General features: G+C 59.7%; 12 protein-coding genes. 2 read left to right on the top strand and 10 right to left on the bottom strand.

Annotation, left to right across the window (positions count from 1 at the left end; translation table 11 throughout):
* Positions 1–375: 375 nt before the first annotated feature.
* The 9 genes from HII27_RS09830 to dhaK all read right to left on the bottom strand — a co-directional run bounded on the left by HII27_RS09830 (position 376) and on the right by dhaK (position 9,133).
* Positions 376–696 (bottom strand): AzlD domain-containing protein, encoded by a 321-nt coding sequence (locus tag HII27_RS09830; protein WP_185667723.1) that lies wholly within the window; start codon positions 694–696, stop codon positions 376–378.
* Positions 686–1,438 (bottom strand): AzlC family ABC transporter permease, encoded by a 753-nt coding sequence (locus HII27_RS09835; RefSeq protein WP_185667724.1) that lies wholly within the window; start codon positions 1,436–1,438, stop codon positions 686–688. The genes HII27_RS09830 and HII27_RS09835 overlap by 11 nt, the downstream gene beginning before the upstream one ends.
* Before the next feature lie 171 nt (positions 1,439–1,609).
* Positions 1,610–2,620, bottom strand: a complete 1,011-nt coding sequence (gene gap / locus HII27_RS09840) for a type I glyceraldehyde-3-phosphate dehydrogenase (protein ID WP_185667725.1) — start codon at positions 2,618–2,620, stop codon at positions 1,610–1,612.
* Between the two features lie 78 nt (positions 2,621–2,698).
* Positions 2,699–3,679, bottom strand: coding sequence for a GlxA family transcriptional regulator (locus HII27_RS09845; protein WP_185667726.1), 981 nt, complete (start codon positions 3,677–3,679; stop codon positions 2,699–2,701).
* A gap of 81 nt (positions 3,680–3,760) precedes the next feature.
* Positions 3,761–4,138: a hypothetical protein gene (locus tag HII27_RS09850; protein WP_185667727.1), complete on the bottom strand. Its 378-nt coding sequence runs from the start codon at positions 4,136–4,138 to the stop codon at positions 3,761–3,763.
* A gap of 113 nt (positions 4,139–4,251) precedes the next feature.
* Positions 4,252–5,910, bottom strand: coding sequence for a dihydroxyacetone kinase subunit DhaK (locus HII27_RS09855; RefSeq protein WP_185667728.1), 1,659 nt, complete (start codon positions 5,908–5,910; stop codon positions 4,252–4,254).
* Positions 5,911–5,989: 79 nt separating this feature from the next.
* On the bottom strand, positions 5,990–7,399 hold the full coding sequence (gene dhaM / locus HII27_RS09860) for a dihydroxyacetone kinase phosphoryl donor subunit DhaM (protein ID WP_185667729.1): 1,410 nt from the start codon (positions 7,397–7,399) through the stop codon (positions 5,990–5,992).
* A 19-nt stretch (positions 7,400–7,418) separates the two neighbouring features.
* On the bottom strand, positions 7,419–8,051 hold the full coding sequence (gene dhaL, locus HII27_RS09865) for a dihydroxyacetone kinase subunit DhaL (protein WP_185667730.1): 633 nt from the start codon (positions 8,049–8,051) through the stop codon (positions 7,419–7,421).
* Positions 8,052–8,062: 11 nt separating this feature from the next.
* Positions 8,063–9,133: a dihydroxyacetone kinase subunit DhaK gene (dhaK, locus tag HII27_RS09870; protein ID WP_185667731.1), complete on the bottom strand. Its 1,071-nt coding sequence runs from the start codon at positions 9,131–9,133 to the stop codon at positions 8,063–8,065.
* Positions 9,134–9,731: 598 nt separating this feature from the next.
* Between dhaK and HII27_RS09875 the strand changes: the two genes are divergently transcribed.
* Together HII27_RS09875 and dhaR are read left to right on the top strand one after the other, a co-directional pair.
* Positions 9,732–10,832: a glycerol dehydrogenase gene (locus HII27_RS09875; RefSeq protein WP_185667732.1), complete on the top strand. Its 1,101-nt coding sequence runs from the start codon at positions 9,732–9,734 to the stop codon at positions 10,830–10,832.
* Between the two features lie 139 nt (positions 10,833–10,971).
* Positions 10,972–12,897 carry a dihydroxyacetone kinase operon transcriptional regulator DhaR gene (gene dhaR, locus HII27_RS09880; protein ID WP_185667733.1) on the top strand — a complete coding sequence of 642 codons (1,926 nt, stop codon included), beginning with the start codon at positions 10,972–10,974 and terminating at the stop codon, positions 12,895–12,897.
* Here the strand turns inward: dhaR and HII27_RS09885 are convergent.
* Positions 12,875–13,423 (bottom strand): cob(I)yrinic acid a,c-diamide adenosyltransferase, encoded by a 549-nt coding sequence (locus tag HII27_RS09885; protein ID WP_185667734.1) that lies wholly within the window; start codon positions 13,421–13,423, stop codon positions 12,875–12,877. The genes dhaR and HII27_RS09885 overlap by 23 nt on opposite strands.
* Between the last annotated feature and the right edge of the window lies 1 nt (position 13,424).

Genomic DNA, 13,424 nt, shown 5'->3' on the forward strand with positions numbered 1-13,424 from the left:
GTTTCAGTGACTTTGGTTTTTGCTGTTAGCTAAAAGACCGCACGGTTTTGGGTGGCGTCTAAATCGCCGAAGCGTTCCCTGGAGGCCGGGTCAGCCCACAGGGACGTTGCCTCGCGCCCGACCCGAAGCCGAAAGGGATAAGCTGAGGGAACCACGAAGTGGCGATTTTGCCGCCAGAGCCCGGGGGTGCAGGGGGCGGCGGCGATTGGCCGCCCCTTGCGCGCTATCTGCGCCAGAGCAATTTATATGGCTGGCACTGGAAGAGAGCGCAACAGAGTGATAAACCTGAATATATCGCCCCTTATCTGATCACTGTCACCACGAATTTGTGTATAAGAGACAATTTGAGGAGAGGGCTAGGGTGAGGGGGTGAAATCAAGCCAACAAATAGCTCAACCCCATAAACGCTGCCATCCCCGCAATCACCGTGGCAAATAGACTGCGGCTGAGCGCCCCAACCAACGTTGCCACAACGGCGGCCAGCAGCGAAATGCTCAACCCACCGCTGGTTAACGCCGGTTTACCCACCAGTTCCGCGGCAATAATCGCCGACATAATCGCCGCCGGAATAAAGCTCAGCCACTGCTGCAGCGCAGGCGGCATACGAAAACGTGATAACAGCAGCACCGGCACCACGCGCATCAACGCGGTGACCAGCGCCGAGGCGATAATCGCGAGCAGAATATTACGCTCCATCCTGACGCTCCTTCTTGCCAGACAGACGCAGGCCAATCGTTGCCAGCGTGGCGGCGACGGAGGCGGCGACAATCACCACAATACTGGTATCGGCATGCCCGGACATCGCAAGGGTAATGACCGCTGCGACGGCGATGCTGAACGACTCCAGCCATTTACGACGGCTGGCAAACCACAGCATTAGCACCAGGCCGATAAACATCGATACCAGGCTAAAGCTCAGCCCTTCCATCAGCGCCTGCGGCAGGGCGGAGGCCAGCCCCGCGCCAATGATGCAGGCGAGGATCCAGTTCAGCCAGGCGGCCACGTTCAGGCCAAACATCCAGGCAAACGACACCTTGTTTTGCGCGCCGCCGCGCTGCACCGCCACGCCGAAGGTTTCATCGGTCAGCAGCAGGCCGCTGACGATTTTTTGCAGCGTGGTGTGCTCACGGAAATAGACGCTCATCGCCGAACTCATCAGCAGATAACGCAGGTTTACCAGCAGCACGCTCAACACCACCGACGCGACTTCCGCGCCCGCTGCCCACAGCGAATAGAAAAGAAACTGTGCCGACCCGGCGTACAGCAGGCTCGCCAGCAGCGCGGTTTGCAGGGTCGTAAAGCCGGAGAGCGTGCCGATGGCCCCGGCCGCAAAGCCGATGCTCCAGTAGCCGGGAATGGTGGGGAAGCAGGCGGCGACCCCCGCGCGAAATTGTGCCCTGGCCTCATGGCGTGACGAGGCGGCGGTGTGAATTAACATCCATCTGTCCTGTGGTTTGCGTTACGGTCTGCGATGTGCGCGGTAGCGCCATCTTTTATAGGTATAAGAAAATGGTCTGTATCAGAACGAACAGCATATTACAGGTTCGACGGCGGGGGATAAAAAAATCCACGCCGGGCGTGGATTTTAGTGGGAAGCGAACGTCGAGTATTACGCTTCGCGTTTGGCCATCAGCAGCGCCAGGTCGACCAGGCGGTTAGAGAAGCCCCATTCGTTGTCGTACCACGCCAGGATTTTGACCATGTTGCCGCCAATCACCAGCGTGGACAGACCGTCGATAATTGAGGAACGCGGGTCGCCCTGGTAGTCACTCGACACCAGCGGTTCATCGCTGTAGCCCAGAATGCCTTTCAGCGGGCCGCTCGCGGCCGCTTCACGAAACGCGTTGTTCACCTCTTCGACGGTAACATCTCGTTCAAGTGTTACGGTCAGGTCGACGATGGAGACCACTGGAACCGGCACGCGCAGAGAATAGCCCGTCAGGCGCCCGTCCAGTTCGGGGATCACTTTACCCAGCGCTTTTGCCGCGCCGCTGGAGTAAGGCACAATCGACAGCGCGGCGGCGCGGGCCCCGCGCAAATCTTTCTCCGGCTGGTCGTGCAGCGCCTGGCTGTTGGTGTAGGCGTGGGTGGTGTTCATCAAACCATGCTTGATACCGAAGTGTTGATGCAGTACCTGTGCGGCGGGAGCCAGCCCGTTGGTGGTGCAGCTACCGTTACTCACTACGTAGTGCTTATCCGGCGAGTAGAGGCCGTCGTTCACCCCCATCACGATGGTTAAATCGTCGTTCTTACCGGGCGCGGAGATAATCACTCGCTTTGCGCCACCGCTGTGGATATGCACCGCCGCTTTGTCACGCTCGGTGAAGAAGCCGGTGGCTTCAATCACAATATCGACTTCAGCCTGTCGCCACGGAATGTTCGCCGGGTCGCGTTCGCTGTAGACGGTGATAGGTTTACCTGCCACCACCAGTTGACCTTCGCTGGCGCTGACCTCGGCGGCAAGGGTGCCGAGCAGGGAGTCATATTTCAGCAGATGCGCCAGCGTTTTGCTGTCCGTCAGATCGTTAATTGCCACAATCTGGATATCCGGGTTGCCCAGCGCCGCGCGCAGAACGTTACGTCCGATACGGCCAAAACCGTTAATACCGACCTTTACCATGATCCACTCCTTATCTGTTGTCTCTGGCGTTACTGTAGGCCGGCCACCATATGGCGTAAATGACAAAAAAGGATCACTTTACGCCATTTTGCGGCAGTGGAAACGCTGGCGGTACTCACCGGGCGTGAGGTGTAGCTGTTTTTCAAACAGACGGCGTAGGTTAATGCTGCTGCCAAAGCCGGTCTGCTGCGCCACTCTCTCCAGCGTGTCGTTGGTCTGCTCCAGACGCTGTCGGGCGGCGGCCAGACGCGCTTCAGCGACGTAGCGTGCCGGGGAGGCGCCGGTCTCGCGGGTAAAGACGCGGGTAAAATTACGTGGGCTCATGGCAACCTTTTCCGCCAGCGTTTCGACGCTGAGGTCGGCGGTCAGGTTGTCGAGCAGCCAGGCGAGCAGGTCGTTGATGGGGCCCAGGCTGCTGGTGCGCTGGAGATTGTAGCGGCTGAACTGTAGCTGGCTGCCGGGGCGATGGAGATACATCACAAAATCCTGGGCGATATCGCGTGCCAGACTAAAGCCGTAATCCTCTTCCACCAGCGCCAGCGTCAGGTCGAAGCCGGAGCTCACCCCGCCGGAGGTCCAGATATGCTCGTCCTGAACATAGAGCGGCCCGCCTTCGACGCGCACCTGCGGGTGTTCCGTCTGGAGGGTTTCCAGCAGCTTCCAGTGGGTGGTGGCCCGTCTGCCGTCGAGCAACCCACTTTGCGCCAACAGCATCGCACCGCCGCAGATTGAGGCAATACGGCGGGCGTGCGGGGCAGCAAGGCGCAGCCAGTCCACCACCGCAATGCCTTCCTGTGCGTTCTGGCCTCTGCCGGTGATGATAATGGTGTCGAGGGGCTCGCGAGGGTCTATCTCGTGCAGACGATGGTCCGCCAGCAGATTGAGGCCAGACTGGCCGTGGATCACCTGATGCGGCTGGGTGGTCGCCAACTGAACCTGGTAGCAAGGGGAGGCTGCACCCTCAGGATGCAGGCGGTTGGCCTGCATCAGGATGTCGGCAATACCGGCGGACTCAAACAGCATGCCGCCGTCGGGGACGATAATCAGTATTTTCTTCATGTCCTGAAAAGTAATCTTTTTACAGAATAAGTCAACAGGGCGTTCGCTTGCCGAAGTGAACCTTGTCACGCTGAGGGAAGGTTAAAAACAGGCATTCTGAGTGATATTTTTGCCGACCATCACCACCTTTTGGCTGGTGGGATCAACGTTCAGCACCACCGAGCGGATTTGCGGGCAGACCACTTCCAGGCTCTGTTTGTCACACGTTGTCTGCAGCCATTGATGGTCACCGTTCTCGGTGCTGACAAGATGGCGCTCGGCGTAGGGGCTACACGTATACCCGTGCTGGGTGACTGCGGCGCGAGCGGCGTCAAGGCTCATGCCCACGACGTACAGTTCATCCACCTCTTTGGCGTGGGCGCTCTCTGAGACGCGGCTTAATACGCAACCCGTCAGTAGGCTGGTGATAAAAAACAGCGCGATCGGCGGGAAAAGCGGGCGCAGGTAGCGGTTGGGCATCGGTTAACGGTATCGGTTGCATTGGGTGACTTCATCATTGTTCGTCACGACGGCTTACGCAACCCTTACGCAGAAAAATGCCCGCGAGCTAACGCGGGCAGCGGGTAGAACGGTTAGCCGCGTGGGCGTTGCGCCAGGGCTTTAAACACCATCGCAATGGCATGGGCGCCGGGGTCCATATTCCCCGCGAGGCTATCGCTGTTGAGGTAGGAAGCGCGGCCCGCGTTGGCTTTGGTGGCATGGCTGGTGGCGTCGGCTCCCGCCTGTGCGGCGCGGTAGGCGGCATCGAGGTCGCCAGGCTGCTGCGCCAGCGCGTCCAGCGCCGGTTGCAGGGCATCAATCAGCGTGCGGTCGCCGAGGTCAGCACCGCCGTAAAATTTCATCTGCGCCAGCCCGGCCTGTAGTGCAGCAACCACCGGTTTGCCTTCGTGGATAGCCTGCCCGGCGGCGGTGAAGAAGATAGACATCAGCACGCCGCTGGAGCCGCCCATTACCACGGTTAACCGTTCGCCAATTAGCCCACATAGCGTCTCAAGCTGCGCCAGCGGTAGCTGGTGGTCGTGCAGCAGACGGGCAATTTCACGCGCCCCAGCGGCGAAGGTTGAACCGGTATCGCCATCGCCCACTTTGGCATCCAGCGCGTTCAGGCAGCCTTCCAGGTCGGACAGCGTGGCGGTGACCGTCTCAATATAGTCCGCCACCTGGGCATCTTCCGACGGCGTATAGGCCACGCGGGCGCTCTTTATATCGCACGGCAGGGTGGTCTGCGGACGCAGGCGCACCGGCGGCAGCCAGCCAGCGGTTCTCACCTCCGACAGCAGCGCTTTTTCCACGCTCTCTTCCATCACCATCGCGGTAATCGAAAAGCCTTTCATATCGAGGGCGCTGACCAGCGGAGCAGGGCCAATCAGCCAGTCGCAGCGTGAAGCCAGCGAGCTGGAGGCCAGTTCACGGGTGAGGATCGCCATCTCGGTCACCGAGCCGCCGCCGAGGTTGTTGAGCATCAGCAGCAGGCGACCGGTAGCCGGTAACGCTGCGCTGAGTTTTTCGACCATCAGGTGCACGAGTTCGGCACTGTTTTGTGTGTCCACCACGCTAGCGCCAGGCTCGCCGTGGATCCCCATTCCCAGCTCGGCTTTGCCTGGGAAGTGGCGAACGCCATCCTGCGGGTCACCGGGCAGGTGGCAGCTTGCCAGCGCGACGCCGAGGCTGAACACGCGGGACATCGCCAGATGCGCTTCCCGGGTGACCGTATCCAGGTTGCTGCCGATTTCCGCGAAGTAACCCGCAACCTTATGGACAAGAATCGTGCCCGCAATGCCGCGTGGGTGCTTGTTGTCCGGCAGGGAGATATCGTCGCCGACGATGACCATCTCGACTTTGTAGCCCAGACGGCGGGCTTTTTCCGCCGCAAGGCCGAAGTTTAAGCGGTCACCGGTGTAGTTTTTGACAATCAGCAGGCAGCCCGCGTCGCCGGTCACCGCCTGGATGGCGGTCAGCACGGCATCCACGCTCGGCGAGGCGAAAAGGTCGCCGCAGACCGCTGCCGTGAGCATCCCTTTGCCGACAAAGCCTGCGTGCGCCGGTTCGTGACCCGCACCACCGCCGGAAATCACCGCTACCCGGGATTTAACCAGATCGCGACGGACCACAATACGAATCGCCGGATCGGTTTCCAGACGGGCAAGGTTATTCCACGGGCTTGCGATGATCGCCCCTTCAATAGCGTCATTCACGAGGTTTTCGCGTTGATTGTAGAAAAATTGCGACATAACAGATTCCTGAGCTTTGGGTGTGACACCCCTGCATGGCGAACCGTGCAGGGTGTGTCCGGGAGTGAACAAATGGGTATTAGGGTTGGGTTAGCGTGAGCTTGTCGCCGTTTTGCCGCCCGGCAAAGGCATCACCGAGCTGGCAGCGCCAGGGAATCCCCGCCGCTTGGGCAATGATGGCGCCGTGGGCCAGCGGGCTGCCGTCGCGCAGGCAAATGGCGGCGGTTTTCGTCGCATCCAGCTGCAGAACGACCGACGGAAACAGGTTATCGGCGATGAGTATCGTGCGCTGCGACAGCTGAGGCGCGCTGTCAACGGCTCCCGCAAGGTGTCCCAGCGTACGGTGCAGAATATCCTCAATATCGATATAGCGTGCCTGAAGGTAGGCATCGTCCAGCGACCGGTACTGCTGGCTGAGGGCGCTCATCACCTGCGACCAGGCCCATTCGGCGCAGCAGTTCTGCTGCTGCAGTTCTTCAAGGACGCTGTTCAGCAGCTCCGGGTCATCAAGCAGGGTATGCTGACCGAAGAAAATGGCGGCAATCTCCTCCGAGTACTTGTCGGCTGCCAGCGCGGCGAGCGCCAGCAGATCGTCCAGCGTATGGCTGACCGCCATTTTCAGACGCCGAAACTCGGCATCCGGACTTTCGGCGGGTTCACGTTCGAGCGGAAACACGGTGGGCTGATAGTGCAGCACCACGCCGCTGACGGTGCCATGAAGCGCTGGGGCGTTCACCGTCGGGGCGCTAACGACCTGGCGCTCGCCAAAATGGTCGTCTGCCAGCGCCTGAAATGCCGCCAGCGCTTCTGCGGCTTCCGGGCCTTTGGCAATCAGGCGGATGCGGTCATTACAGCGCACCTTCAGTAGAGCTATCTGATTGAGGCTATCGGGCTTGACGCACTTGCCGTCTTTTTCCAGCAGCAGCTCGGCATTAAACCCGGCGAGCCCTTCAACCAGACGGGCGGCGGGGCGCACGTGCAGGCCGTGAGGATTGGCTATTTCGACGGTCACCGACTGCGCGTCGTCAGACTCGTCGGTTTGCAGCGCTGACGGGTCGTGATATTCCTCCTGCGCCGGAAAACCGAGCTGGACGCGTTTGGCCTGCAGGGCGCACTGGGCGTCGGCAATCACCTTTTCGATGCCAGCACCGCTGGCGGCGCTCACCGTGGCGGCCAGCGCCCCTTCCACTAACGGCGCCGGGCACAAATGCACCTTCGCGGCAATCTCCGGGTCCAGCAGGTCGAGCGCGGTTTCCGCGCTCAGCAGCGCGCTGCCAATATCCATCAGCACCAGAATATCGTCGGTGTCGGCGACCGAGATGATGGCCTCCATCACCTTGATAGGGTCGGTGCCAATCGGGCTATCGGGGTCGTCAATACCGGCGGCGATGGCGAGCTGGCAGCCATCTCCCCTTAACATCTGTCGGGCGAGCTCCCCGACCCCCTGGCCCAGTTGGGCGCTGTGAGACACAATGACCAGATTTACCATCGCCTTATCCTTTCTCTACTTATGCGTTAGCCGCAGCGGCCAGCATTTGCACCATAAACAGGGCGGAAGTGGCCCCCGGATCCTGATGGCCGATGCTGCGTTCACCGAGATAGCTGGCGCGGCCTTTGCGTGCCTGCATGGTGATGGTCGCCTGGACCGCCTGCTGAGCGACCTCGCAGGCGGCGTCCAGCGCGGCGGTGATTGACAGATTCTGTTCGCAGGAGCGGTGCAGGGAGTCGGCTACCGGTAGCCAGACGTCGCACATGGTTTTATCACCGCGTTCGGCCTTGCCGCGGCTGACGACGCCGTCGGTGCCTTCGCGGATCATCAGGTAAAGCTCTTCCAGTGAGAGGTTCTGGCGCGCCTGGGTCACCTGGGCGGCGCGGATAAAGAAGGTGCCAAACAGCGGGCCGCTGGCGCCGCCGACGTTAGAGAGCAGCACCATGCCGGTATTTTTCAAAATAAAGCCAATGTCTTTGTCGGCAATCGACGGCAGCTTTTCCACCACTTTGCTGAAGCCGCGGTGCATATTGAGGCCGTGGTCGGCGTCGCCGATTTCGCGGTCGAGCCCGGTGAGAAAATCACACTGGCTGGTAAAGGTTTCGCCGCAGCGGTACAGCCAGTCGACAATCGTATCTCTGTTCAGTGACATTGCAGATCTCCTTAGTGACCCCAGTTGAGGGCAGGGGTGTGAACCGGGGCATCCCACAGGGCGAGGGTATCCGCATCCACGTTGAGCAGGGTGATGGAAAAACCGGTCATATCGAGGGAGGTACACCAGGAACCAACCAGTGAACGTTCAATGGCAATACCCGCGTCGGTGCACAGTGTTTCCAGGCGGTTATAGACGCCATACAGCTCGGAAAGCGGCGTCGCGCCGAGGTTGTTGACCAGCGCAATCACGCGGTCGCCTTTCTGCAACGCCCGTTTGGACTGCGTCACTTCCTGCCAGCAGCCTTTGATCGGATCCCACTGGCGCAGAGTTCGGCTGTACTGACCGTTTTCCAGCAGGGTAGCGAACATGGCGTCGACAGTGTCGTCCAGCGAGGTGAACGGGCGGCGGTCAATGCCGGGTTCCCCGTGGATGCCCACGCCAAATTCCATTTCGTTATCGTTGAGTTCAAACGACGGTTTGCCCGCGGCTGGAACGGTGCAGGCACCCAGCGCGATGCCAATGGAGTGGCCCTGGTTATTGAGCTGACGACCCAGACGGGCGCAGGCTTCGAGGCTATCGCCGCGTTCGGCGGCCGCACCCATCAGCTTTTCAATCAGCACGGTATTGGCCACGCCGCGTCGACCGGCGGTGTAGAGGCTATCTTTTACCGCCACGTCGTCATCGATCACCACGGTGGTGACCTTAATGCCGCTTTCGTGCAGCAGCTCGGTGGCGGTTTCAAAGTTCAGCACATCGCCGGTGTAATTTTTAATAATCAGCACCACCCCTTCGCCGCCGTCGACGTGCATTGCGCATTCGAAGATTTTATCCGGCGTCGGTGAGGTGAAAATCTCCCCCGGACAGGCACCGCTCAGCATCCCGCTGCCGATAAAGCCGCAGTGCATAGGTTCGTGACCGCTACCGCCGCCGGAGAGCAGGGCAACCTTGCCCGCGACTGGGGCATCAGCACGGGTGAGATAAACCGGATCCTGATACAGCTTCAGCTCCGGGTGCGCTTTAACCAATCCTGCCAGCTGTTCTGCCAGGACATCTTCCACACGGTTAATCAGTTTTTTCATTATGTGTACTCCGCTGGATATTTTGTGGGCCGCTCGTCGAGCGACTCCCCTGTAGGGTTCCGGCTGCGGTAGCGTGAACGCCGATACCGTGGCCGATGAGTGAATTCTCGCCTGGTGGGAAAAAAAGAAAATCCCCGTCGCCGTTGGTTTCATCCCGGAACGAAATTTGCCGGAAACGTTCCATAATGAAACGTATTTTGCCGGTGAATGGGGAAAATGAGAGCTGATGCAGGCTTCTTAGCCACCGCATCGGCCCGGCGTTGGCTCGGGCTGAACGGCGGTGCTATTTTTTTTTGTTCATCAGGGGCAGAATAGGCGTGGAATAGACATATTGAACTGGTGAATAGTGTGAAGGCGGCGCGGATCTGGATCGCAATCCGGGCGGCATTGCCGAAGTCGCGTTTCGTTATGGAACGAAATATTTTAGAAGGCGTTTCGTAGTGAAACCAAATAACCCAACATTCTTTTACCGGGCACCCGCTTTACAGTGATGTCACCGCGTCGGTCGTGCTCAACCTCTCGTTGGATTGCGTTGTCAGCAGGAGCGAGCCACACCTGACGCCATCATGGAAACGAGTTCAATGTGAGGGTGTAGAGAATGCTACAAGTTATTCAGTCTCCGGCAAAATATCTTCAGGGTCCTGATGCATCAGCGTTATTCGGTCAGTATGCCAAAAATCTGGCGGACAGTTTTTTTGTGATTGCCGACGACTTCGTCATGAAGCTGGCCGGAGATAAAGTGCTGAACGGTTTGCATGACAACGGCATCAGCTGCCATGCCGAGCGTTTTAACGGCGAATGCAGCCACGCGGAGATCAACCGCCTGGGCGCCATCGCTAAACAGAAAGGCTGCAAAGGCGTGGTAGGGATTGGCGGTGGGAAAACCCTCGATACGGCGAAAGCCATCGGTTATTACCAGCATCTGCCGGTGGTGATTATCCCGACTATCGCTTCTACCGATGCGCCAACCAGCGCGCTGTCGGTGATTTATACCGAATCCGGCGAGTTTGAAGAGTATCTGATCTATCCGAAAAACCCGGACATGGTGGTGATGGATACGGCGATTATCGCCAAAGCGCCGGTGCGTTTACTGGTCTCCGGGATGGGCGATGCGCTGTCGACCTGGTTTGAAGCGAAAGCCTGTTATGACGCTCACGCGGTCAGCATGGCTGGCGGTCAGTCCACGGCGGCGGCGTTAAGCCTGGCGCGTCTGTGCTATGAAACGCTGCTGGCGGAAGGTGAAAAAGCGCGTCTGTCCGCCGAAGCGGGCGTGGCAACCGTAGCGCTGGAACGCATTGTAGAAGCCAACACCTATCTCAGCGGCATCGGTTTTGAAAGCAGCGGCCTGGCGGCGGCGCACGCTATCCATAATGGGTTCACCATTCTGGAAGAGTGCCACCACCTGTACCACGGGGAAAAAGTGGCCTTTGGTACGCTGGCGCAGCTGGTTTTACAAAACAGCCCGATGGATGAAATTGAAACCGTGCTCGGTTTCTGCCACAAGGTTGGGCTGCCGGTGACGCTGGCGCAGATGGGCGTGAAGGACGGTATTGAGGAGAAAATTCTCGCCGTGGCGAAAGCCACCTGCGCAGAAGGGGAAACCATCCACAATATGCCGTTCCCGGTTGACCCGCAGAGCGTCTACGCCGCCATTCTGGCGGCCGATCGTTTGGGTGCTCAGTGGCGCTCCGCTCACTAAGCGTTATCGCTGACCGGCCCCCCGGTCAGCGCACCACAAGCGTTGTGGTTATCCCCCGGGCTGGCAGTTTCTGGCACCGGGGGTTGTTGTTTTATGGATGTGCCGCTAACGGCACGCACTTAAGGGAGTGATAGCCGCTATGTCCACGCAGAACGCGCAACCTGAGCAGGCGCTGACCTCATTTATCGCCCAGTCCTGGCACCGCTGCGGCAAGATGATGCAGCGCGAGACCTGGACCACGCCGCATCAGGCGCAGGGGCTGACGTTTGCCTCTATCAGCCGTCGCAAGACCGCGCTGCTGACCATCGGCCAGGCGGCGCTGGAGGATGCGTGGGAGTACATGGACGCTCGCCCGTGTGCGCTGTTTATCCTTGATGAGTCGGCCTGTATCCTGACCCGCTGCGGCCATCCGGAGACGCTGGCGCAGTTGGATACGCTGGGATTCTTTGCCGGGAGCTACTGCGCGGAAAGCATTATGGGAACCTGTGCGCTGTCGCTGGCGTCAATGGTGGGGCAGCCGGTGAGAACCAGCGGCGAGCAGCACTTCAAGCAGGCGCTCTTCCCGTGGACGTTCTGCTCGACGCCAATATTTGATAATCATGGCCGCCTTTCCGGCTCCATTGCCCTGTGCTGTAAAGCTGAACACACCAGCGCCGCCGACCTGTCGCTGACGCTGGCGATGGCCCGCGAAGTGGGTAACTCGCTGCTCACCGACAGCCTGCTGGCGGAGTCCAATCGCCACCTCAATCAGATGTACGGCCTGCTCGAAAGTATGGACGACGGGGTGATGGCGTGGAATGAAGCGGGAGTATTACAGTTTCTTAACCCTCAGGCGGCGAAGCTCCTGCATCTGGACGCGCAGGCCTGCCAGGGTAAAAACATTGCCGATCTGGTGATTCTCCCCGCGCTGCTGCGCCGCGCCATCAAGCACGCTAAGCCGCTCAGCCACGCCGAGGTGGCCTTTGAAAGTCAGCACCAGTTTGTGGATGCGGTGATCACTTTAAAGCCCATCGTCGAAGCGCAGGGAACCAGCTTTATCCTGCTGCTCCATCCCGTTGAACAGATGCGTCAATTGATGACCAGCCAGCTTGGCAAGGTGGGCCACACCTTTGCCCAGATGTCGGCAGATGACCCAGAGACCCGCCGCCTGATTCACTTTGGCCGTCAGGCGTCGCGCGGCAGCTTCCCGGTGCTGATGTGCGGTGAAGAAGGGGTGGGCAAGGAGCTGATCGCTCAGGCCATTCATAACGAAAGCGAGCGCGCCGCAGGGCCGTTTATTGCCGTCAACTGCCAGCTGTATGCCGATAACGCGCTGGGGCTGGATTTTATGGGCAGCACGGCCACCGAGGAAGAGAACGGGCGGATGAGCCGTCTGGAGCTGGCCTCCGGCGGGACGCTGTTTCTCGAAAAGATTGAGTATCTGGCCCCGGAGCTACAGTCGATTCTGCTACAGGTGATCAAACAAGGCGTGGTGACACGGCTTGATGCCCGTCGGCTGATCCCGGTGGATGTGAAGGTGATCGCCACCACCACGATGGATCTGGGCAACCTGGTGGAACAAAACCGCTTTAGCCGCCAGCTGTACTATGCGCTGCACTCGTTTGAAATTAGCATTCCTCCGCTGCGCGAGCGCCGCAACAGCATTCCGTCGCTGGTGCACAGCCGCCTGCGCACGCTGGAACGCCGCTTTTCATCGCGGCTGAAGGTCGATGATGACGCGCTGGCGCATCTGGTGGCCTACTCCTGGCCGGGCAATGATTTTGAGCTTAACAGCATCGTTGAAAATATCGCCATCAGCAGCGAACACGGGCATATCCGCCTCAGCAATCTGCCGGGTTGGCTGTTCCGCGAGCATCCCGGCGTGAGCGGCAATAGCGCGTTAATTCCGGCTAGCATGAGCATGTCGGCGATGGAAAAAGAGGCTATTATTCATGCCGCCCGCGTGACCAGCGGGCGAGTGCAGGAGATGTCCAATCTACTGAATATTGGCCGCACCACGCTCTGGCGCAAGCTCAAGCAGTTTGATATCGACGTGAGCCAGTTTAAGCATCGGCCTCAGGATTAACCGCCGTTTCGGCCTCGCTTTCGGCGACTCGCGCCATAGCGAAAAGGGCGTCCGACAGGCGGTTGATATAGCTTTTTAACGCCGGGCGTAACGGCATTTGACGATCCATGGCGACCAGCGTGCGCTCAATGTGCCGGGCTTGGGTACGCGCGACGTGCAAATGCGCAGACGGCAGATTCTTCCCGGGGATCACAAAGGCTTTCAGCGGGCCGGTGAGCGCCATATGGCGGTCAATCTCCCCTTCAAGGCGGGCAATATCCGCGTCCTCGATCAGCCGATTGAGCCGGGTTAAGCCGCGCGCGTCGCAGGCCAGTTCAGCCCCCACCACGAACAGCTCCTCCTGAATGCGGTGCAGCACCGGCCGCAGCGCCGGATTGTCGCTGGCGGCATAGCACACGCCTAACAGTGAAACCAGCGTATCGACGCTGCCGTAGGCTTCTACGCGAATATCGTCTTTATCAATCCGGCTGCCGCCAAACAGCGCGGTGGTGCCTTTGTCGCCGGTACGGGTATAGATGCGGTACATG

This window comes from Kluyvera sichuanensis (assembly GCF_014218705.1).
GTDB lineage: Bacteria > Pseudomonadota > Gammaproteobacteria > Enterobacterales > Enterobacteriaceae > Kluyvera > Kluyvera sichuanensis.